17 protein-coding genes are annotated in these 23,422 nt (G+C 53.0%); all 17 read left to right on the plus strand.

Annotation, left to right across the window (positions count from 1 at the left end; translation table 11 throughout):
* Positions 1 to 28 precede the first annotated feature (28 nt).
* The 17 genes from A7975_RS17850 to A7975_RS17930 all read left to right on the plus strand — a co-directional run bounded on the left by A7975_RS17850 (position 29) and on the right by A7975_RS17930 (position 23,394).
* Positions 29 to 2,212, plus strand: a complete 2,184-nt coding sequence (locus A7975_RS17850) for an AAA family ATPase (RefSeq protein ID WP_065386018.1) — start codon at positions 29 to 31, stop codon at positions 2,210 to 2,212.
* Positions 2,213 to 2,389: 177 nt separating this feature from the next.
* Positions 2,390 to 2,968, plus strand: coding sequence for a Pvc16 family protein (locus A7975_RS17855; RefSeq protein ID WP_053374610.1), 579 nt, complete (start codon positions 2,390 to 2,392; stop codon positions 2,966 to 2,968).
* On the plus strand, positions 2,961 to 3,761 hold the full coding sequence (locus A7975_RS17860) for a hypothetical protein (protein WP_141680348.1): 801 nt from the start codon (positions 2,961 to 2,963) through the stop codon (positions 3,759 to 3,761). Before A7975_RS17855 ends, A7975_RS17860 begins: the two co-directional genes overlap by 8 nt.
* Before the next feature lie 107 nt (positions 3,762 to 3,868).
* Complete coding sequence (locus A7975_RS17865; RefSeq protein ID WP_065386020.1) at positions 3,869 to 5,581, plus strand: phage tail sheath family protein; 1,713 nt, start codon at positions 3,869 to 3,871, stop codon at positions 5,579 to 5,581.
* A gap of 38 nt (positions 5,582 to 5,619) precedes the next feature.
* Positions 5,620 to 6,054, plus strand: a complete 435-nt coding sequence (locus tag A7975_RS17870) for a phage tail protein (RefSeq protein ID WP_065386021.1) — start codon at positions 5,620 to 5,622, stop codon at positions 6,052 to 6,054.
* Between the two features lie 125 nt (positions 6,055 to 6,179).
* Entirely contained in the window at positions 6,180 to 6,560 is a 381-nt protein-coding gene (locus tag A7975_RS17875; RefSeq protein ID WP_053377658.1) for a hypothetical protein, read from the plus strand.
* 17 nt (positions 6,561 to 6,577) lie between these two features.
* A complete protein-coding gene (locus A7975_RS17880; RefSeq protein ID WP_065386022.1) occupies positions 6,578 to 6,763 on the plus strand; it encodes a DUF6760 family protein in 186 nt (61 codons plus the stop codon).
* A gap of 18 nt (positions 6,764 to 6,781) precedes the next feature.
* Positions 6,782 to 7,234 carry a phage tail protein gene (locus A7975_RS17885; protein WP_053377659.1) on the plus strand — a complete coding sequence of 151 codons (453 nt, stop codon included), beginning with the start codon at positions 6,782 to 6,784 and terminating at the stop codon, positions 7,232 to 7,234.
* Positions 7,235 to 7,293: 59 nt separating this feature from the next.
* Positions 7,294 to 11,226 (plus strand): hypothetical protein, encoded by a 3,933-nt coding sequence (locus A7975_RS17890; RefSeq protein ID WP_065386023.1) that lies wholly within the window; start codon positions 7,294 to 7,296, stop codon positions 11,224 to 11,226.
* Between the two features lie 26 nt (positions 11,227 to 11,252).
* The gene (locus A7975_RS17895) at positions 11,253 to 11,879 is read left to right on the plus strand and encodes a CIS tube protein (protein WP_053374616.1); all 627 of its coding nucleotides are present in this window, start codon (positions 11,253 to 11,255) and stop codon (positions 11,877 to 11,879) included.
* A 5-nt stretch (positions 11,880 to 11,884) separates the two neighbouring features.
* Positions 11,885 to 12,970, plus strand: a complete 1,086-nt coding sequence (locus A7975_RS17900) for a phage late control D family protein (protein ID WP_065386024.1) — start codon at positions 11,885 to 11,887, stop codon at positions 12,968 to 12,970.
* Positions 12,967 to 13,695, plus strand: coding sequence for a phage baseplate assembly protein V (locus tag A7975_RS17905; RefSeq protein WP_053374618.1), 729 nt, complete (start codon positions 12,967 to 12,969; stop codon positions 13,693 to 13,695). Before A7975_RS17900 ends, A7975_RS17905 begins: the two co-directional genes overlap by 4 nt.
* A 22-nt stretch (positions 13,696 to 13,717) precedes the next feature.
* Positions 13,718 to 14,119 carry a GPW/gp25 family protein gene (locus A7975_RS17910; protein ID WP_053374619.1) on the plus strand — a complete coding sequence of 134 codons (402 nt, stop codon included), beginning with the start codon at positions 13,718 to 13,720 and terminating at the stop codon, positions 14,117 to 14,119.
* Positions 14,120 to 14,133: 14 nt separating this feature from the next.
* Positions 14,134 to 17,241 carry a baseplate J/gp47 family protein gene (locus A7975_RS17915; RefSeq protein WP_141680349.1) on the plus strand — a complete coding sequence of 1,036 codons (3,108 nt, stop codon included), beginning with the start codon at positions 14,134 to 14,136 and terminating at the stop codon, positions 17,239 to 17,241.
* 52 nt (positions 17,242 to 17,293) lie between these two features.
* The gene (locus tag A7975_RS17920) at positions 17,294 to 19,558 is read left to right on the plus strand and encodes a putative baseplate assembly protein (RefSeq protein ID WP_065386026.1); all 2,265 of its coding nucleotides are present in this window, start codon (positions 17,294 to 17,296) and stop codon (positions 19,556 to 19,558) included.
* A 33-nt stretch (positions 19,559 to 19,591) separates the two neighbouring features.
* Positions 19,592 to 21,697, plus strand: a complete 2,106-nt coding sequence (locus A7975_RS17925) for a phage tail protein (protein WP_065386027.1) — start codon at positions 19,592 to 19,594, stop codon at positions 21,695 to 21,697.
* Positions 21,698 to 21,723: 26 nt separating this feature from the next.
* On the plus strand, positions 21,724 to 23,394 hold the full coding sequence (locus A7975_RS17930; protein WP_065386028.1) for a hypothetical protein: 1,671 nt from the start codon (positions 21,724 to 21,726) through the stop codon (positions 23,392 to 23,394).
* Positions 23,395 to 23,422: the final 28 nt, after the last annotated feature.

Here is a 23,422-nt window from a genome sequence, read left to right on the forward strand (position 1 = left end):
CAATGCCTACCGATAAGGGTGATTCATCATGCGAATATACGAAACAGGAAAAGATTATTTACTAGACGAGCTGGCTGTATTGGAGAAGGGGATGCGTCTTCTTCTTGCCGATTTTGAGAGCAAGGAGATCGATGGACAGACCCCCATGTCGATGCGCGGGCTGATCGTTAGTGCAGCGGATATCGAACGTTCGCTCCAAGAGAATGAATATCGTGAGGATGAGGATGTGCTTGCCGAATACAGGCAGGCTCGTCTGGAAGAAGAGCGGCAATTTGCGCTAATTATCCAAGGCAGCATAAGCGAAGGGAGAAGGCTCCCGTTCGCTTATTTGTCATGGCGCCTAGGGCTCTCAGCATGGGAGCGGCGCTGCGTGCTGCTTTGCCTTGCCGCGGAGCTTGATTCCCGCTATGAAAGCTGGTTCGGCTATTTAAATGATGATGTGACTTTAAGGATGCCTACCGCTGAGCTTGCGCTTCGGTTGCTCGGAGATTCGGAGGAGGAGATTTCCTTCGCGCGTCCGATGCTCGCTGGTTATTCGACCCTTGGCAGATTCGTGCTCCGGTCCGATAAAGCGGCGGCCGCATCTGAGCGCAGCTCGCTCAAGCAGCCGCTGCGGCTGGATTCTCGCATCATTTCTTATTTGCTGGAAACCGAATCGCTAGATTCGCGAATTGCTGCCATTTGCAAGCTTTATGACACCGATGAGCCGGCTCGCCATTTGGAATTTGATCTTGAGCTGCAAGAAAGCTTAAGGCATGCTGTACGACTGGAACGTGCTCGAGATGTGAAGGGAATACTGCCGTTTATTCAGCTACGCGGCGCCTCGGGATCGGGAAAAAAGCTGCATGCCAGACATCTGGCAGCAGCGCATGAGCAGCCGCTGCTGCTCGTAAAGCTTGATAGGCTTACAAGAGATGGCGATGCAGCGGAGGAGCAGCTTAAGCATATCGTGCGCGAAGCGCTCCTTCTGGGTGCAATGCTCTGCTTTGACGAAGGCGACAGCGAGGCTGTAACAGCAGAGGGATGGCCGCCGCAGCAAGAGCGGATCCGAGCGGCAATGAACTCGTATGCGGAATTATCTAGGCTGCCGGCAGTGCTATGGCTGACGAGGATGGAGCGACGTCCATCGCAGCTTCCGCTGCCTCAAGCAGCTGCTTTGATCAATCAGGACATTCGTATCCCTCCTGCAGAAGTACGCTTGCTTTTATGGCAGCGCTGCAGTGACGAACGAGCGGATCAGGAGCTGCTTAAGCGCGTGGCAGATAAATATGCCTTTACCGCCGGGCAGATCGCGGGAATGAGCAAGCAAGCAGAGCGGCTGGCGCGCAGAAATAATCGCGTTGCTCCGACGCTTGAAGATTATGCTTCCGCTTCGAGGTCGCAGGTGCAGCATCGATTGTCAGAGCTTGCGGAGAAGCAGAAGCTGATTCGGCAATGGGAGGATCTTGTCCTTCCGGATGAGCCGCTTGAGCTGCTGAAGGATGCTTGCAGCAGACATAAATATAGCGAAACGGTCTTTAATCGCTGGGGCTTTGGCCAAAAGCTGCCTTACGGGAGAGGCTTAAGCATGCTGTTTGCTGGGCCGCCAGGCACGGGCAAGACGATGGCCGCTGAGGTTGTGGCGGGAGAATTAGGACTTGAGCTCTACCGGATCGATCTCTCGCGCGTCGTGAGCAAGTACATAGGCGAAACGGAGAAAAACTTGCGGGAGCTGTTTGCGGAAGCGGAAAATAGCGGCGCAATTCTATTTTTTGACGAGGGAGATTCATTGTTTGGCAAGCGGACGGAGGTTAAGGATTCGAACGACCGGTTCGCGAACATGGAGGCGGCCTATTTGCTGCAGAGAATCGAGACCTTCGACGGCGTATCGATTTTGGCAACGAATTTATTGCAAAATATGGACGAGGCATTTTTGCGGAGAATGCAGGTCATCGTCAAGTTCCCGTTCCCGGACGCAGCGCAGCGCGAGCAAATTTTTCGCTCACTGCTGCCGAAGGAAGCGCCGCTTGACCCTGATTTGGACCTGCCGTTTCTCGCATCGCGCGTTGATGCATCCGGCGGCCATATTAAAAATATCGTTTTGTCGGCTGCTTTCATGGCTGCCTCAGAGCAAGCTCCGATCAGTATGCGGCATATGGTAAAGGCGACTAGGCAGGAACTCCATAAAATGGGGAAAATTGTCGTTAAAGAGGCATTCGAACCATATAATTAACAGTGGAATTGTTCAAAATCTCAAAACATTTTCTAGTGAAAATATGAATGTTGTGTAATCCGAGTTGAATTGACAAAAAATGAGCAATTTTGCGTAGTCAATTGGTAGTAGAGGAGATATAATAGAGTTCGTAATAGAAATAGGCATGCCATTATGGTTTTGGGGAGTGATAGGCTAATGGGAGGATATACGGTCATTGCGGATTTAGGAGCCAGTCTGCTGCGCTTGCTACGCGATCATCTTACGCCTGACCCAGTGCCGCGTCCTGACCTGATTGGCATGGCTTCGCCCCGTGATGCGGGCGATCTGGCGCTTTCCTTATTTTTGTTCAACGTGAAGGAAAATGGCGAAGCGCGCCGGACGGGCATGGTGGATCGCGGAGGCGTACTCCAATATCCGCCGCAGGCGCTGGATTTTTATTTTATGATGACAGCGCATTCTAATGCCGACCGATTGACGCGCTCACTGGATGAGCATCGCATATTAGGCCGAGCGATGCAGGTGCTATACGATAACGCCGTGCTTAGCGGTCCTTATCTGGAAGGCACGCTTGCCGAGAGCAGCGGTTCGATAAGGCTGACGCTTGCCAGCATGGAGGGCGAAGAGCTGATGAAGCTGTGGCAGTTCGGCGATTTGCCGTACAAGCTGTCTGTCGTTTACCGGGTTGGTCCTGTCATGCTTGATTCCAATCGCGTAAAGCCTGTTTCGCGTGTCGTCGAGCGTCATATTGTGCTAGAAGAAAAAGGCGGTGGCTAATTTGTCACAGCTTCGTTCCACATCCATTACACGCTGTTCGCTTGTTGTCTCACCAATCGACGTATGGACAAGACGGCTTCCTGCGCCCTCTGCGCTGATCGTCTTGCTTGAAGGCGTCCATTCCAAACCCATTCGGAAGCCCGATGGGACCTACTTGTTTCTTGATTTATCGCCGGGCAGCTACCTGCTCACGATTACCTCACCTGCTTTTATACCCTACCAGCAAATAATTGAAACAGCTTCTCTACCACCATTAAACCCAATTGTAACCGTTCCGCTTTTGCCTAGTCCCGGCTACGCTTACCCGGCAGCCTCGACAGCTATTGCCTTTGCCTTAAATGATGCTTCCGGCACGCCGTGCGCTGGCGTCAAGGTATGGGCTTATGCGAGCGAGGATACATCGGCTAGAGGCCGGATATCCCAAGACTTGCTGCCAGCCGGAGCAGATACGGCCATGATCGGTTTATTGCAAGGACAGACGGTTGCCGGCGAGAGCCTGCTGCTGCGAGGCCAGGGGATGGAAGAGCTTGTACGGGTAGCAGAAGTATTGCATGGAGGCGGTATTCGTCTCGAGCAGCCAGTCAAAGGAAGCTACCGAAGAGGTGCTGCGCTGCTTCCGGCAGTCGATACGAGAAGCGCACATAACGGCATTGTCATACTCCCGTTTCGAGGAACGCTGCCGCGCAGCTTTGCGGTTAAAGCGTTTGCAGAGAGCGAGAGCAGCAATGCCTCGGCCGAGCTGACAGCGCGCGCCGGAGAAGTTATAACCGCGCAGTCCTTAACTCTTCACTAGAAGAAGGTAGAGCAGACTGCCGCATTCCAATTGGTCTTGGGGTTGATGCAGGAGAATTATGCCTGCCGTTACCTAATACATAAATAGATTCAGAGAGGAGATCACACATGGCTGAGTATTTATCGCCAGGCGTCTATGTGGAGGAATTCGAAAGCGGCGCCAAACCGCTCGAAGGGGTTAGTACAAGCACAGCGGGCTTTATCGGTCTTGCTGCTCGCGGTCCAGTCGAAGGCTTGCCGCAGCTTATTACAAGTCCTGCTGATTTTGGACGCGTATACGGTTCCTATTTATCTGAGAATGCTTTCGGCTCATACCGTTATCTTGCTTACGCGGTTAACCAGTTTTTCACGAATGGGGGCTCCCGCTGCTACATTACCCGGGTAGCGCCATCGGATGCAAAAACAGCCTCCAATGAAGCTCAGAAGGAAGCGGTTCTCTCTATTTCCGCTAAAAATCCAGGCGCTTGGGGCAACCAGATTCGCGTAGTAATCGCTCCTGCAAGCAAAGCAAAAACACCGATTTTTGAAGCGGGCGAAGGCAATCGTTACCGCGTGAAGAATGCTTCCGGCTTCTATGCGGGCGATGTAGTCGTCTTTACTGACGGAACAGAAAAGCAATACAACCGCGTCGTATCCGTCCATGATCAAGTGATTGAACTGGCAGAAGCGCTTAGCGGAGACGTTGTGGATACAGCGCTTGTTCCTGCTAAAGTGCTTAGCACTTCGGAGTTCACGGTCAACGTTCTTTACGGATCGGAGACGGAGGCATTCGAGAAGGCTTCGCTTAATCCTGAAGCTCCAAACTATGTAGAGAAGCTTATTGCTCGCTCAAACATCGTCAACGTACAGGTGCTTAAGGCAGAAGACAGCAACGTTGCTCCACTTGAGCAAATTGCCGGCGCCGAGACGGCTTTGTTTGAAATTTTGCTGTCGGGCGGTAGTGACGGTACGGCTGCAAGCCTATCGGCTGCTGATTTTATCGGCGAAGACTTTGGCCCTGGCAAAAGAACGGGTATTCAATCGTTTATCGATAACGATGTTGTCAGCATTATGGCGATTCCGGGCGTAACTGACCCGAACGTACAATTGTCGCTGGTTGCGCATTGCGAAATTTTGGGCAGCCGCTTTGCCATTCTCGATCTTCCTCGCGAAGCGACGAAGGTGCAGGATGTGCTCGCTCACCGCGAGCTATTCGATTCAAGCTATTGCGCTTTGTACAATCCATGGCTGCAAGTGTTTGATCCGCTAGATAAACGCAATATCTTTGTACCGCCGTCCGGTACGATCGCTGGGGTATACTCCCGTTCGGACACGACGCGCGGCGTGCAGAAAGCGCCTGCCAACGAAACGCTTCGCGGCGTAGTTGGACTAGACGTGCAATACAACAATGGCGAGCAAGACATCCTTAACCCTGCCGGCGTTAACCTGATCCGCGCATTTACCGGTCAAGGTATCCGCGTATGGGGCGCTCGCACTTGCTCATCCAATTCGCTTTGGAAATATATCAACGTGCGCCGTTTGTTTATTTTCATCGAAGGCTCAATCAAGAACGGCTCAAGCTGGGTCGTATTCGAACCGAACACCGAGCAGCTATGGGCTCGCGTGCAGCGGACGATCGATGCGTTCCTGACCCGCGTATGGCGTGATGGCGCTCTGTCGGGCACTAGCCCGTCTGAAGCCTTTTATATCGAGATCGGCCGCTCGACGATGACGCAGGACGACATCGACAATGGACGATTGATTTGCGTAATCGGCGTAGCGCCGGTGAAGCCTGCTGAATTCGTCGTGTTCCGCATTACTCAAAAAACAGGCTCGGAATAATAATTAGCTTCCATATCGAATAACGGAAGGGGATCCACATGCCAGGTGATCGTATTGATCCATATCGCAATTTTAGATTTCGTGTAGAAGTTGAAGGTCTTGAGCAAGCAGGCTTTAGCGAGGTTTCCGGTTTCGAGGCAACGTTTGATGTTGTCGAATACCGCGAGGGCAACGAAGTGATTACGCCCCGCAAGCTTCCAGGCTTAATTAAGTACGGTAACATTTCGCTTAAATGGGGCACGACCGAATCAATGGAGCTTTATGAATGGCTTCAGGAATGCGCTGAGGGCACCATTGAGCGTAAGACGATTACGATTATCGCGCTGGATGAAGAAGGCGAAGATGTTGCGACATGGCAGGTTATCGAGGCTTGGCCGGTTAAATATACCGCGCCTACCTTCAACGGTACCGGCAATGAAGTAGCGCTTGAGCTGATCGAATTCGCGCATGAAGGCTTGACGCGTACGGCGTAGGCACGAGTAACTAGAGCTGGTTTATGGCGAACAAGGGATGGCAGCGGGCGGATAGCCGCACGCTCCTCTCTTGTTTTCCGCTTTTTAAAATGAAAGATAAATCTGTGCATTGGAGTGATAGCTCGATGGCGTTTCAAACGGAATACGAATTTGAATTACCGCGCGGCTACGTCGACGATCAAGGCAATCTGCATCGCCGCGGCGTGATGAGGCTCGCAACCGCAGCTGATGAAATTTTGCCGATGAAGGACCCGCGCGTGCAGTCTAATCCAAGCTATTTGACCGTGATTTTGATGGCAAGGGTCGTTACAAGGCTTGGGGATGTTCGGCATATCGACACGAAGCTAATCGAGAAGCTGTTCACGGCTGACCTCGCTTACCTGCAAAATTTATATCGTCAAATCAATGACTTGGAAGCGCCTAAAGTGCTGACCGCATGTCCAAAATGCGACCATGAGTTCGAGGTGGCCGTCGATTTTTTGTCCTTAACGGAAGCTCTCTCTTAGGTTATCCGGTTGACCGGCTGTACGAGGAGGTAGGCTTCGTCGCATATTATTTTCATTGGTCGCATGATGACATCATGAACATGGAGCATGCCGAGCGCCGCCGTTGGTGCGATGAAATTTCCAAAATCAATCGCAAAATGAACGACGAAACAGATAGCGGCAGCGGCAAGAAAAACATTTTTGACGTTTTTGGGAAGAGGTGACATGGCACGGTGGCAGTCATGAAGGGGCAAGAGCAAGGTCGTTTTCACGATGTAGCGACAACGTTTAAGTTCTGGGTGGAGCTAGACGACATCTTTGTTGCAGGCTTCTCGGAAGTGTCGGGCCTTGAGGCGGAGACGGAGATCGAGGAATACCGGGAAGGCGGCGTAAATGGTTACGTACATAAGCTGCCCAAAGGCGTACGTTTTCCGAATTTGGTGCTGCGCAAGGGAATGACGAAATCGCCAGCGCTTTGGAGCTGGTACGAAAGCACGATCGACGGAACCATTGAACGCAAGACGGGCGCGATTGTACTGCAATCCGCGGACGGTACCGAGTTTGGGCGGTGGAGCTTTTTTGACGCTTATCCGGTCAAGTGGACGGGACCCCATCTTAATGCAAGTACGAGTGATATAGCAGTTGAAACGATTGAAATTATCCACAGCGGTTTATATGGCGATTTTCAAGCCTGAGTAGATGAGCGATGTAGTTTAAATAGCATTTTTGAGCAGGAATGGGAGGATGCATCCGTATGAAACGTATTTTGGACCGAACGAGCAAAGCAGCAGCAAAGCCATCAACGTCGGTTCAGCCGTTTGCCGGAGGCATCTTAAATAAATATAAAACGGGAGCTGGGCGGAATAACTTCGGTCGATTAGCGATGTCTCATGTGATGCGGAGCCAGCCGAATGTCATCCAGCAAACGCTGCAAGTTCAAGTGGTGGCGCCTAAGGCGGACGCTTCAAAGGTGAATAACAGCAAGAAGGCAGTGCCGAGCCCCGAGCGCAAAATAGAACGAATAATCGAGCGCGAGAGAGTAACGGTAGAACGAGAAACGATCGTATTTAGAGATATCACGCATGTGGTTAAAGAACAGCGAACGGTAAGGGAAATAGCCATTATGCAGCCTGCGGGCGAGCAGGGCAACCAAGAAACTGTGCAACAAAGGCTATTAGAGCAGAGAAGAGAAACGGCTGCCGTTAAGGAAATTTCAAAGCGTACCCGATCCGAGAGAACGATACCGCAGTCATCGCTGGCGCCTATTCAAGCATTGAAGGCAGAGCAGCAGGCGGATTCCTATAAATGGTTGCTAGCAAAAGCAAAGCTTCATCCTAATATCGTAATTCAATCTGTTAGCAAGCTGGACATGTTAATTAAACCGCTTGCGAAGGAGCGCGCGCATCTCACCTCTATTGAGAAGGGCCGCGCAAATCGTTACTCGGCGTTGCAGCTCACGAATGCTCGAAGAGGAGATAAGGTGCAGGAGCAGCAAACCGAGCAGGACGGGAAGGTTAGCAGGGCATTAGCGAAGATGAAGGAGCAAGCTGATGCTGCATGGCAGGAGGAAGCTGGGAAGCGGACGGCTGCTATGGGCAAGGAGCAGCGGGAGACGGCGAAGCGATCCGATGCTGTGAGAGTGGAGCAGGAGGAAGCTGGGAAGCGGACGGCTGCCCTGGGCAAGGAGCAGCGGGAGGCGGCGAAGCGATCCGATGCTGTGAGAGTGGAGCAGGAGGAAGCTGAGAAGCGGACGGCTGCCCTGAGCAAGGAGCAGCGGGAGACGGCGAAGCGATCCGATGCTTTGGCACGAACGTTGCGCGATCATGAGGAACCGAAGGATGAAGGAGTATCTTCGTCATCTGCGTATTCGGCGCAAGGCGCAAACGGTAATAAGCCGCGACGGCTAGAGCATCGCGCGGAAGGAAAACATTCAGCCGAGCAGGCGGAATCATCGGCGTTAGCAGATATAAAGGTAAATGATGCTGCTATTCAAGCGATCACATCCGGATTAAAGAAAAAAACGGTCAATCTATGGAATGAGCAGCGCCAGCTTGGTTTGAAGGTAACAGCTACTTCTACATTCGATTACAACCGGAATCGGCTGCTTACGCTAAAGCTGCAGCGCGAGCCGCAACAAATAGCATGGCATAAAGAACCAAGCGATGGAAAAAGCCGTTTTGCAATTAACGCAAAGCGCCTTATCCACCGATCGCACCATAAGCAAGCGGATCAAACGCAGCATGAGGCGGACAACAGCGCTGCCGCAAACCCAATAACTAGCAGCATGGCTAAGCCAGTAGTCCCGCCAAATCGCAAGTTGGCGGCTGATAACGGAACTAAGCCAATACATAACGATGGCCGCAAGCAGTTTAAAGAGATAAGCGCTAAAGAAGCTCCGACTGCAAAAGGTTTGATTCAGCCGCCCCATCAAGCCGGCTCGTTGAAGCGCAGCGTCGCAGTGAATATATCACCGACGGCACAATTGAAAGTTGCTGCAATCAGAGAGCGGATGATTTCACCTAGGCTGTTGCAAATGGTGCTGCGGCGATATGATCAGAAGCGGTCTAATCCTACACAATCCAGCCGGAAACAATCCGGTCAGAACACGGGTGAAGGATTAAACAGAGTCGGCAAAAATGCAGCGGAAGGCGCATTCGAGCGCGAATGGCAAGCGGGCCAACCTTTTACTGATGATCGAAAAGGTGACCAAGCTTCTTTTCCTTCATCGCGCAGCGGCAGGGCGATTGTACATAGACAGACTAAAGCTTCTCCTATATTGGGAGCAAGCCCAAATGATAACGAGATTAAACCGTTAGCGGCACATGCTAACGAAGCAAGCGGAGTAAACGAGTTGAAAAAGCCCACTTCCGCTAAGACTAGCGGGCCAGTATCGTCATTGCCAGCAGAGATGCAATTGCTTGTAACTCGCGGGCAGCTAGTCGCAAGAGCAACGAGCAATCAAGCAAAGGGAGTGCGCGCCAATGCGGATCTATCGCACACGCATGGCGGAGCACGAGCAAATAGCGGCGCAGCGGCTTCGGAGCGTGCTGCGCAAACGCCAAAAGCGCAAGCCGAAAAATCCTTGCATGCAGCACATCAAGCAGCAAGCCGGACTAATCGATATTTTGCCGGAGAGTTTCCTGCAAGTGGTTTGGTCGGAGCGAATCGGCAGGAGGCTGGCTTCGTACAGCGGGCAGCTGTTAGAACGAATCAGCCGGAGTCTGGATCAGCAACTCAAGCTGCGTTTAAATCGGAACAGCCGGAGACAGGGTTAACAAAGCGATTAACGGTGAGAGCGGTTCAAGCGAATGCAGGCTCAGCACGGCGCGCGACAGTTGTGTCAAGCAAGACAGATCCAAGCTTCGTGCAGCGAGCAACAGTTAGAATGAGCCAAGCGGACACGGGCTCGGAACAACGCTTAGTGGATAGAGTGAGACAGTCAGCGAAGGGTTTATTACAACGCTCGACGGTTAACGTGAATCAGTCAACGAATGGCCTAACACAACGCTCGGCGGATAAAGCGAACCAGACAGCGAAGGGTTTAACGCAACGCTCGGCGGATAGAGCGAACCAGACAGCGAAGGGTTTAACGCAACGAACGACGGATAAAGCGAACCAGACAGCGAAGGGTTTAACGCAACGCTCGGCGGATAGAGCGAATCAGACGGCGGATGGTTTAACGATACGCTCGACTGATAGAGCGAATCAGACAGTGGAGGGCTTAACCCCACGCAAAGCAGATAGAGTGAGTCAGCCAACGATGGGCTTAACACAACTTGCGACGGTGAGAACGAATCAGTTAGCGAAGGACAAAGCGCAGCAAGCTACAGCTAGAGCAAATCAACTTGGGCTAGGCTCGGCACAGCAAGCAGCGAACAGAACGAATCAGACGGTAAGAGGGAATGCGGTACGAACGGCGAATCATTTTGCTCAGCTCGACGTCTCCTTAACCCAGCGAGTGATGAGGGGAACCACGCACACAGCAGCAAGCACGGCAGAGCCATCCGCGAGTAGGCAAGCAAGCGGAGCAGCTTCTGCCATGTCCGGCTCCTCAGCACCAGTCAGCCATCCTTCGGCGGCGCAAAGCCGGGTCATTCAACGCAGCATTAGCGGTAGGATCAGCCCAGCATTAACTGCGGCTAGAGCGGTGAGCAGCAGCCAGCGTCAGCATGCTGCTGCTCCCTTCCAAGGGAAAGTCTCAGCGGCTGGAACACAATTGCTGCAAACCGTGCAGCGGCATGCAGGCCGAACCGGTATTGCCAGCAACGCAAATATAGGTTATGAAGCGCCGGCTAACTTAACGACGGTTGTGCAAGCCCGCAACGAGCGATTTAATCAGGCGCAAGCAACAAGCACAGGCAATGAGCAAGCTAGGCTCAGCTATGCGGTGACCGCGGGCAATCAAAGAGCAGCGGATTCACTGATCGCAAGCGTCCAGGGGACAAGCCCGTCGCCACTTGCTGAACGTGGCTCGATGCCGACGCTTGCGCACCACAAGCCGAAGCAAGCGGCGGTACAGGAGCCGCCGCGTCAGGTGAAGGTAGACGCGCCGCGCGAGCTGGACCCTGAGAAGCTGCAAAAAATGATTATGAAAATGCCGCAGCTTCGTCCCGAAGCGATTGCGGATCAAGTATATAAGGCACTGGAGAGAAAGATGAAGCTGGAGCAGCGCAGACGCGGCTTCTAGAATGACCGGATAGGAGGGAACGGCGAATGGCATTAAGCAAAGCGCAATTTTGGATTTTTCGTGCCAAAGAGACCGAGAAGGTAGACGTACTCTTTAATCCGACGGAGTATGAGATGGATTCCGGCAATCAGTACGCGGAGAAGGAGATCGCGGGTTTGCAAACCCCGCTTTCGCAATTCACGAGCGGCGACCGGACGACTTTGACGCTTAATTTATTTTTTGATACCTACGAAGCGGGGATAGACGTTCGTACGCATACCTCCAAAATCGTAGGCATTCTCGACGTCGATTCGGACTTGCATACGCCGCCAACCTGCAAGTTCATTTGGGGCTCGCTTGATTTTAAAGGCGTCATTACGAGCATCTCGCAAAGATATACGATGTTTTTGGAAACTGGCGTACCTGTTAGGGCATCTTTAACGGTCGTCATGCTGAGCTCGCAAACGATGAAGGAGCAATATCAAGCGATTCCGCGGCAATCCGCCGATCGCACGAAGCAGAAGACCGTTAAGCAGGGCGACCAGCTCTGGTCGATTGCGGCCGAGGAATATGAGGATCCGGGCGCATGGCGGCATATCGCGGAAGCGAACGGCATCGATAATCCGCGTATGCTGCTGTCAGGCAGAAATCTGACGATTCCGAGATTGGAGTGACGATTGTGGCTGGAAACTCCTTTGAAAGTTTGGAATCCAAATATGGCGACTTTGGCGCGCCTGAAGCTGATATTTTAATAGAAGGCCAATTGGCGAGGCTTTCGAATATGGCCGTTGAATGGGTCGATGTTGAGCAAACAACGGACGCGCAGGCCGATATAGCAAGATTTTCGATCTCGAACGGCTACATTTGGAGCGAATCCCGCATGCAATGGGTCGGATCGACGATTGCGGTAGGCAAGAAGCTGCAAATCAAGCTTGGTTACGCCGACAAAAAATCACAGGTGTTTGATGGCATTATTACCGGCTACACCGTCGATTTTCCGTCGAATGGCAGTCCCAGCATCGTCGTGACGGCTATGGACCGCTCCTTTCTTATGATGAAGACGGCGCATTCCAAGGTGTGGAACAAAATGAAGGACAGCGACGTCGTTCGGCAAATCGCCGGCAATTACGGCTTAACCGCCGATCTGGACGATACCACGGTCACAAAAAATACGATCGAGCAAATCGGCGTGAGCGACTATCATTTTATCCGCTCGCTCGCTATGGATAATGACAGGCATTTTTACGTGGAAGCATCCAAGCTTATTTTCAAAAAACCTAAAACGTCCGGTACGCCGCTTATTACGCTCAAGTACGGGAAAAACCTCGTTTCGTTTACGCTGACCGTTGATGCTTCAAGTCAAACCTCCAAGGTCACGGTGCGGGGCTACGATGTTGACAAGATGGAAGCGATAGAATCGGTTGCCAGCTCCGTCACGATTATCGGAGGAAATGCGAAGAGCGGCCCAAGCGTAGCCAGCATGCTTTCGAACCAAAAAATGGAGGTCGTGTACACGCAGGCCGCCTCCAAGGATGAAGCGCAAGCGCTCGCGAAAGCGATGCTCGACCGGATATCGCGCGAGCTCGTTGCGGGCAGCGGAACTTCGATAGGTTTTCCAGAGCTAAAGCCAGGCGAGCTGATCAAAATTGAAGGTCTAGGCAGCGAGAAGCTGGACCAGCTGCTGCGATTAACGAAGGTTACGCATCGAATTGACGCTACGGATGGCTACATGATTTATTTTGAGACGGAGGGGAATGCGATATGAGCACGATGTATCCCGGTTTTTTTGACCAGCATCAGCGCTCCATGCAATCCGAGCAGCTATCCGGTGTGTGGAATGCCGTCGTTACCGACAACAAAGACCCTGATAAGCTTGGCCGCGTTAAGGTGAAGTTTCCGCTGCGCGAAGGGGAGCTGCAAACCGATTGGGTTCGCGTAGCTACCTTGATGGGCGGCAACGATATGGGCTCGCTCTTTTTGCCTGAGGTGAATGATGAGGTGCTTGTCGCCTTCTTAATGGGACGGCTGGATCAGCCGATCGTTATTGGATCACTTTGGAGCAAGAAGCAGAAGCCGCCAGCGCCAAACGATAAAAACGACATTCGCAAAATCAAAACAAAGACCGGGCATGAAATTACGTTTGACGATACAAGCAGTGCGGGCACGGTTACGATTAAAACGTCAAAGGGCCACCATATCACGTTTGCCGACAAGGAAAAGACGGTTACCGTCGAGACGCAGGATAAGCAGCAATCGATCAAGCTGGACGAGACAGGAAAGAAGGTCACAATCAAATGCGGGACGGCCTCTACGATTGAAATGAACGCGCAGGGCGATGTCAAGGTTACGGGCACCAAATCCGTTACCGTTAAAGGCACGCAGGTGAAGGTAGAGGCCGATGCGGCGTTGACGCTCCAATCGAACGGCATGCTCGAAGTAAAGGCGACCGGCATTTTGTCGCTGAAGGGCGCGATGGTCAAGATCAATTAACAGCGGAAAGGGGCTGCAGCATATGTCGGCTTCATTTTTGGGGAAGGGCTGGAAATTTCCCGTTCAAGTGGACGCTACGACCGGCCGCATTCGGATGGCGGAGGGTGAAGAGGATATTGAGGAAGCGATCCGAATCATCATCCGCACGTCGAAAGGCGAGCGCTTGATGCGTCCCGACTTCGGCTGCGGCTTGCGGGATTTTGTGTTCGGCACAACGGATGAGACTTCGCTTCGGCTTATTGCCAGCGATGTTCAGGAAGCGATTCGCATCTGGGAGCCTAGAGTGAAGGACGTAGAGGTGGAGGTTAAGCCCGATCGTCAAAATAACGGCCGCGTGCTTATGAGCGTTTCATATGCGGTGCGGTCAACCAACAATTTATTTAATCAGGTCTTTCCTTTCTACTTGGAGGAAGGAACGAAATAACGGGAGCGAACAACGTGATGAAGCACGGGGGAAGAAATGGCGGTGACAACCGTCCGCCGAAAATTAACCAACATACATTAAGCTCCTTTGTGGCTCAGCTGAAGGAAATGGCGCCTCATTATACACCGGAATGGCGCTTCTCGCAGGAGGAGCCGGATGCGGGGACGGGACTCGCCTATTTGACCGCGGAGATGCTGGAGGAAACGGTTCAGCGGCTCAATCAGGCGCCGCTTAATCATTTTCTCGCTTTTCTTGATCTCATAGAGGTTAAGCTGCAGCCGCCGCGTCCAGCCCGCGCTTCCGTTGTGTTCCAGCTCAGTGAAGGAACGGCCGATCCGGTCTATTTGCCGAAGGGAATCGCACTGACTGCCCCTCATCCCGAGGGCGGCGAGCCGCTCGTTTTTGAGACAGAGAAGGTGCTTGTTGCAACGCCGGCTAAGCTGATGGAATGGATCAACGTGCATCCTGAACGGGATCACATCGCTACGGCTGCCTTGGAATATGGCGATCGGCTAAAGGGCGGGCTCGCAGAGCCTGTCAGCCTGTTCGATACGAGCTCTAAGGCAAATGAGCAGGAGCATACGCTGTTTATCCGACATGATGATCTCTTTCTGGTGGACCGGCCAAGCCGGTTTTATCTTCACGTCCACCATGCCGAAAAACGTTATTCAGAGCCGGAGCTTGCGGCATCGCTTGCATCGCAGTGGGTGGAATGGACGTACCCTTGCAAAGGCAAATGGGTGAAATTTGATGAGGCGACAGCAGCGGGAAATATGGTTGTTCTACATAAAAAGCAAGCAGGAAAGCTCGAGCTAACGGAGCATGAGGGAATTGTTGGCCGCTGGATCCGCTGTACGGTAAAGCAGCTGCAAGGTGAGGCTTCGCCCCTTCTTAAGATGCATCTGGAAATGGACAAAATTAGGCTGCGGGCTGCGCATGATTCAGCCGGCGACGCTGAAGGCATTCAGCCAGGCGCTTTATATTTTAACGATACCGAGCTGTTAAAGGATGGCTTTTACCCTTTTGGGGAGCATTTTGTTCCCTATTCCGTTTTTTATTTATCATGCGAGGAAGCGTTCAGCAAACGCCAAAGCAAGATGAAGCTGACCTTCACGGCAAAGGCGATTCCGAGCAGGCTGCGGATGGCCCAGGACCCTGAGGTGAAGTGGAAGATGGTCATGCGCACCTCGGACTTTGAAGAGAAGGATCCTCCGCGCATTAACATACGCAGCGTGCAATGGGAATATTGGGACGGAAATAACTGGGCAAGGCTGCCGGGCAGCGAGCAATTCGGAACTTTGTTTGCGGAGCTGCCGGAGCAAGAAGCAAGAAGCTTCAGCTTAACGTTTGAATGTCCGGAGGATATGGCGCAAACCTTCGTAAATGGCGCATCCGATTATTGGATTCGGGCGCGGGTGCTGCAGACGGACCCTATAATAGCGGCAGTTGTTGAATATATGTCGCCGTGGCTGTCACAGCCCGTGCTCACCTATGCGCATTCCTCTCAGACGTTATTTATGCCGGAGGATGTGTATACAAGAAGCAATATCGATAATTTTGACCGAACGTCCTCGGCGCAGCAAGGGAATCCATCCTTTCGGTTGTTTGAACCGATTCCGTCCCGTTTTCCAACGATGTATGCATCGTTTGATATCGCGCCGTTAAAGGGCCCGATTCGTCTGCATATGGAGCTGGCGCGAAGATTTACGGCGCGCAATCAGCCGCCATGGGTCGAATGGGAGGCGCTTTGCATGGAGGCTGGACGCCATGTTTGGCAGCCTTTGAAGGTTGTGGACAGCACGGAGTCGTTCACGGTAAGCGGGGAGCTTCAGTGGGTTGGCCCGCCGTCGATGGCTTTGGTTCGCTTGTTTGGCCGTGAGCGCTATTGGATCCGCGCGGTCAATCGCGATAGCGTGCTCGGAGACTCTTACCCTAGCAATCCTGTTGCTGCAAGCATGCATTTGAATGCGGTGTCCGTAAGGCAGCAGGTAAGCCAGGAGAAAGAGGTCACGATTCCATCAGATGGTTTCGTACAGCTGGCTCCATCTGCTTTTATCGAGGAAGAGGTGTGGGTTGATGAGCTGGAGCATGTTACGCCGATGGATCGCATCGCATTGTCTGACGCCCAACCGGATTATTACTCGCTTCAAAAGGATGGCGACGGCAATGATCAGCGTTTTTGGGTGAGGTGGCAGCCAGTCGCCTCGCTTGCGGAGTCCGGTCCGGTCGATCGTCATTATTCGCCGGATCAAGCAGGCGGAACGCTGCAATTCGGAGATGGCGTGAGAGGCAAGCTGCCTTCCTCCGATACGGCAGAGACGGTGCGCGTTCGCTTTAAAACGACCGCAGGGGCAAGCGGACATGTGGAAGCCGGGCAAATTACCGGCATGGTGCTGCCGTTTGCTTTCGTAAGCGGCGTCAGCAATCCGGCGCCTTCAATCGGCGGTGGCGATGCAGAGCGAATCGAACAGGTGCTCTTGAGGGGACCGCAGCGCCTTAAGCATCGCGGCCGGGCGGTGACCGCCAAGGACGTAGAGTGGATTGCCAGAGAGGCATACCCGCAAATTGCTAAGGTGAAATGTTTAAGCAACCGAAACGGGCTGCTTGAGCGTTCTCCGGGATCGATGACGGTCGTTGCTTTTCCGGCGGGCGGCATGGCGAATGCGGCGCAGTTTCCTGAGCTCCGCAAGGCTGTGGAGCGCGAGTTGATGCGATCTGCCTCAAATCTCGTATCTTTGGGCGGCGCTATCCGAGTGATCGAACCGGCATATTTGGAAATATCGGTGAATGCCACGGTTGCGTCTGATTCGGTAGACGAGCTGCTGCCGCTGGAAATGGCGTGCACGTCCAAGCTTAACGCATTCCTGAACTCGGTATCCGGCAATACGGACGGAAAAGGATGGAATATTGGCGAAGCGCTGCATGTGTCAGTGCTTCACTCGCTGCTGCATGCTGTCCGCTCGCTTTTATATATTGAACGGCTCTATATTCATGTGATCAAAATCGAGAACGGCAACCGGACGGAATGGGACCCGGCCCGGATGGACGAGGTCATTCACGGCATTGTCGTAAATGGCACTCATACCATTACTGCCATACCGGCGCCAACTGATGTCAAATAAAAATGAGCGGCGTTGCACATATTGCCAATCAAGTTAAGGAAGGAGAGATCATATGCTGCCAAGGCTGCCTTTGGATGACCGCACCTATGCGGAAATTGTCCAGCAATCGCGAAGGCTGATCCCGAAGCGCGTTCCAGAGTGGACCGATGAGAATGCGCATGATCCGGGCATCACGTTTATTGAGCTGTTCGCATGGCTGACGGAGATGCAGCGTTACTTTATTGGCCGCGTTCCCGACAAAAACAGGCGCAGATTTCTTGATCTGCTCGGCATTTCGCCTGCCGATGCCATTTCTGCTAAGGCAGTCGTTCGCTTCACGAACGTTACGGAGCCGGTTACGCTGCCTCGCGGAACGAAGCTGATGGCAGAGGATCAAATGTTCGAGACGGATGCCCCTATCTCGCTCGTTCCGCTTGCGCTGGACCGGATCGTAACCCGTACGGAGCGGGAAGCGAACGATGTAACGGCAACGAACGATCATGCGAACGTAGCCTTTTATGCTTTTGGCAAGGACGCAAAGACAGCCTCGAAGCTGTATCTTTCCTTCGACCGCGAGCTTGCGCTATTTGAGGAAGTAACGATCAACGTGAAGCTTTTGGATGCCGGCAAAGATATTCATGAGGAAGCCGAGCATAAGCACATCATCGATCGTTCGGTCATCTCGCCTTCTGCCCGCCTCTCATGGAAGGCTTACTGCTGGGATGAAGCGTCGGGTACAGCTGGTTGGCTGCCTGTCGAAATTACTCAGGATGAGACGCTTCACCTTACGATCAGCGGAAAAATAACGTTTCGCGTCAAATCGCCAATGCGGACCGTTACGGTTCATCCTGCAAGCGAGTATGCACGCTATTGGATTTGCGGCACGGTTGAGGAGTCCGGCTACGAAATGCCGCCTCGGGTCAGGCAGCTGATGCTGCATACCGTTGAGGCCGAGCAAAAAGACACGTTAAGCGAAATCATCGATTTCACTGTTAAAGGGGAGCCGAATGAAGCGATACATATCGATACCTATTTAGCGGTGTTTGGACAAATTCGGTTGCAGGTAAGAGATGCGGAGGGCGCATGGCATTACTGGCAGGAGTCGGCTGATCTTGATGCTATGCCGCAGGAGGACCGTCCGCTTCCGGTCTATACGCTCACAAGGCATGCTTCGCTAGATCATGTCACGATTGCGTTCGGAGACGGCAGGGCGGGCGCGGTCCCGCCTCCAGGAAGGAGCGTTCGCGTCATTGCGAGCGAAACCAAATTTGATCTGTACCGGTTAGTAGGAAGAAGCAACGGCCTGCCAAACCAGACGTTCGAGCTTTACAATCTTTCATGCAAAAAGCGTGATGCGCTTGGATTGCAGATTGGCGTGGCGGAGGAGGATGGCACACAGAAGTGGGAGGACTGGGCGCGAGTAGACGAATTTGACCGCTCGAAGCCAGGCGACCGCCACTTTGTGTATGATCCTATCAAGCGGCTCATTTCCTTTGGCAACGGCGAGCGGGGAGCTATTCCGCCAGCAAGCCTAGACACAAACATCGTGCTCATTGCTTGCGAGCTTGGAGGCGGCAATCGCGGCAATGTGAAGCCGCATCTGATTTCGGAATGGGTGAATGAAGCGCAGAAGGCTTTGCAAATCGGGGTAAGCAATCCTGGGTTTGCGGCAGGCGGTGCTGAAGCGGAGACGCTGCAGGGGACGCTGCAGCGGGCACAGGCCGAGCTAAAGCATACGTTTCGCGCGGTAACGAATGAGGATTACGAAACGATTGCCAAAGCAACGCCCGGCGCGGCTGTCGCTAGAGTACATGCCATTCCGCTATTTACGCCGGGGCTAGCCGATTATCCGCGAGAAACGGCTGCTGGCCAGATCTCAGTCGTTGTCGTGCCTTTCGGAATAAGCGAGACACCGGTACCTAGTGCGGGTTTTCTACAGACCGTAAAGCGCCATATCGATACGCGAAGGCTGGTCACGACAGAGGTTCATGTCATTCCTCCGGTCTATATTAAAGTGACAGTGAATGCGGTTGTAGTCGTCGAGCCGCAATTCGTCGACGAGGGACAACGATTGGTTGAGCAGCTTAAGCGTCTCCTAAGGCCGCTTGACGGCGAGCATGGGACGAAGGGCTGGACATTTGGCCGCTCCGTCTATAAAGGCGATATTTATAATGCGCTCAGCATGGGAAGCGGCGTTGTTTATGTGCAGGATTTGTGGATCGACGCAGAGGGCCCTCATGTGAGAAAGAGCGCAGGCGGAGACATAAATCTTCCGCCCCATGGACTTGTTTTCTCTGGCGAGCATGAAATTGAACTCATAAGTCGCACGCATCTGTAGCATCGTGGAAATCGGCTGCAAAGGAGGTACAGCATGAACGGACAAAACCACTTTTTCTCGATTGGCCGCGAGCAGGACTGGCTGCGCGGCACCGGGTACAATCTGGCGTATCATTTGGCGGGCTACGGCGTTCGCCGCGACCATAAATATGGGATAGCCGGCACGCTGCAGCTAAATGAGCTCGCAGGAACGGCATCGGTCAAGGAGCTTGCCGTTTCTCAGCATGAGCATTTGTATTTGCTGGACGAGCGGGCGGATGTGTGGATTTATGATCGCCGCAATTCGGATCATAAACGGTTGTTTACGCAGGGGCATGGCCTGTTCAGCAATCATGCTAGACTTGCTGCCTCCGGCGACCTTTTATTTGCCGCCGACCGCACGAGCGAAAGAACGGTGGCGGCTTATCATACAGGCAATGGACAAACGCTTTGGTCGCGAATGGGCGACGAGGCTGACGGCATTCCGCTGCAGCCGCTTGCCATCGCGGCAGATAAACGTTATGTGTATGTGCTAACGCCGCTGGAGCTTGATGCCGGAGCGGATGAACCTACTGTGGCGGCAGGAGCCAAGCTTGGCATTATACAATTTACGCTTGGCGGCGCAATCGCTCGCGTATGGAGCGATGCCAGCTTCACCCAGCATGTGCGGGCTAAGCTTAGGCATTTGAATCGAACGTATTTTATGACGATTGCGCCTTCCGGCGAGCTTTATATTTTCGATACGTTATACGCCAAGCTGTTTGCCTTTGGATCAAGCGGACAGATGCTCGCAAGGCGCGAGCTAGCCTCGCTTCCATATGCCGGTTTGTGCGTCGATAGCGGCGGGACGCTTTATGTAGGCGATTCGCGGCAGATGGACCAAGTCAGCGAGGATGACCGTTTTATATTGCAATTAAATGCAGCTGGCGAGCTGATGGGACGGATTACGGGCTTTCGCGGCAAAGCGGACCAGCTTCTGATTGATGAGAAGGACCGCATGTACATATTAAACGGCGAGGACGGAACGGTTACGATATTGAACCTGCAGCCGCAAACCTTGTTGATGGAGGAAACGGGCGTACCCGAAGGTGTCTGGCTATCGCAAGCGTTCGACAGCGCAGAGGCCGAGACGGTTTGGCACAAAATGGCGCTCGAAACGTTTATTCCTGACGGGACGCAGCTTCATGTCTCGTATTTCAGCCAAAATGATGACAGCTGCATCATCGACGGAAGATACCGCAAGGTGGACGACTGGCTGGCTGATTCGACGATCCCCTATCGCGATAAGCTGAAGGGGCTCGAGGGTTTTTGGTCGCCCCCGGTTATTAATCCGAGGGACGCGTTGTTTTTTGGCGCGAAAGGCCGTTACTTATGGCTGAAGATCGAATGGATCGCTTCGGAGCGATATACGCCGCTTTTGGAAGCGATGCGGGTTTATTTTCCAAGGGACACCTACTTATCCTACTTGCCTGCTGTTTATCAAGAGGATCCGGCAAGCCGTGATTTTCTTGAACGTTATTTATCATTATTCGGCACTCTGTTTTCCGGGATTGAGGAAGAAATCGAGGACCTATCGGCGTACATCGATCCTGAACGGGCAACAGGCGAGCATTTGCGGTGGCTTGCAACCTGGGTTGGTCTGGAGACCGATGACTATTGGACCGATAAACAGGTACAAGCATTCATTCAGGCGGCGCCGGAGCTGTACCGATTCCGCGGCACACGGCAGGGCTTGATGAAAACGATCGAGATCTACACCGGCATAACGCCGCTCATCGTTGAATATTTTCAGACAAAGGCGATGCGTGACAACGCCGAGCTGCGGCATTTGACGGACCAGCTGTACGGCGGCGACCCTTATACGTTTACGGTGCTGCTAAGGCCGGAGCAGGCACCAACGGAGAAGCAGCGGGTCGTCATTGAACAGCTGCTGGACGAGCAGAAGCCTGCCTTTACGGAAGCGAAGCTTGTGCTGCTGCAGCCTTGGATGTATTTGGATCTGCACACGTACCTAGGGATTAATACAGTGCTTACCGAGCCATCGCTGCTCAAGCTTAACCCAGACAGTACGATGCCAAACGATACGCTGATCGTGGACATCGGCATGGAGAAGCGATTGGATGTCCATACCCGTTTAGAAATGGATTCAGAGCTGGAATAATATAAAAACGCGAAGGAGCGGTACAGGTGAAAAAATCGAGGCTGTATCCATTTGAGAGAAATCGTTATTTTTACGGGAAGCTGCTGACAGTGCGCGATTTCGAGTCGGAGCAAAAATATTTTAACGATAAAAGAAGGCTGTTGAACCGGCTGCTCTATGGCAGCGGCGTGTTGTCCGGCATGCAGGTGGTCGCGGTAGACGATAAAACGATCTCGGTCGAAATGGGCGTAGCAATCGATTATATCGGGCGCGAGCTCGTCATTCCGTCTCCTGTTACGCTGAAGCTGTCGATGATTGAAGGCTTCACGAACAATGAATATAAGAAGAACGTGTATTTGTGCATCGCTTATGACGAGAAGGGGAAGGAGCCGGTTCATTCGGTCGGCAACTCCGCGATTCGCAATGATGAGGTAAGCGAGTATAACCGTGTGTTGGAATCCTACCGTCTGTTCATCAATGAAGAAGCGCCGGCTCCTTCCTCGTTCGAATTCGTCAGGCTGCTGGAAAATGTGGCTACGATCTATGAGGATGCGAATGTTCGCATTACGCAGCGGATGCCTAAATACGTAAACGTCGGTGAAGTAGTCGAGATTAAGCTTGTAGTGGAGAAAACGCTGCAAACGCCTCGAATCGCGTTTTCCTATGACTATGAAGCAGCGGGCTTCACTTCGGTCGGGCATGATGGCAACCACGTATCCTTTGTAGAGCCGGGGGATGCGCAGGAGACGGAATACTCGGTCAGCTTCCATGTGAAGGCACCGCAGACGGCGGGCGCCAAAGCGGAGCTTGCCGTTCCGAACCGCGCAGCGCAGCTGACGATAGGCGATTCCGTTATACCGCTGGATACGAATGCCAAGCATGTCATCGATGTGCTGGATGAGCCGGTTGCGAACAGAATCTTGAAGGATTGGCATGAGCGTACCTTGGAGCAAGCGGTTGAGGGCGCAGCCGATCAGAGCATTTGCTTAGCGAAGATCAGCCTTCTCCAAATGGGACCGACGTACATGATTGAGAAGGTTGACCGCGTTCCTTTTGACGAATATATCGAGAGCACCTCGCTCCTACAGCGCCTTGCGCAAACAACACGTTCATCGTCGCTGCACAAGTTTTATGCAAGCGCGGAGACGCATGATTTGGAATATGACGAGAAGCCGTCGCTAGACGTGCAATATCATCCCGAGCGCAATGAATTTGATTTCAAGCTCGGCATTCCGCGTCCGCAGCATCTCTATGACGAGATTGCGACCGGCACGATGGAAGTGGCGCTGGAATCTATCGGCAAAACGGGCGGCTTCTTCTTCTCGCGAGGGAAGAAAAACTACGTATCGGATGAGATTCCGCATGGTTTGGGCGATGGCCAGGTATCGGTTGTCGTAGGTTTGGAAGAGGTAGACCGGACGATCCAAGGTGGCGGCACGAATACGATGAAAAAGGTATACTACGGCCAAAGCGATGTTTTTAAAGGGACGGAGTTTGAGCCGGATATTCCGAATGTGTCGCTGGGAACGATTGTATATCCAGAGAAAGGCACATTCCGTATCGGCATGAAGCTGCAGGGCGAGACGGAGTCATCTGCCTCCGTAATAGCGGTCCGTTGGTGGGCGTTTAAGAGCTTGGGCGCTGCTCAGGCTGGCGAGCAAACGGAGGATCCTTCGGATCAAGGGCTCGCCGAAGCGGCTGCCTCGCAGCAGGAATAGACCATGATAAGCTGTTCAGAAGATCGAT

This window comes from Bacillus sp. FJAT-26390, from assembly GCF_001682865.1.
GTDB lineage: Bacteria > Bacillota > Bacilli > Paenibacillales > Paenibacillaceae > Pristimantibacillus.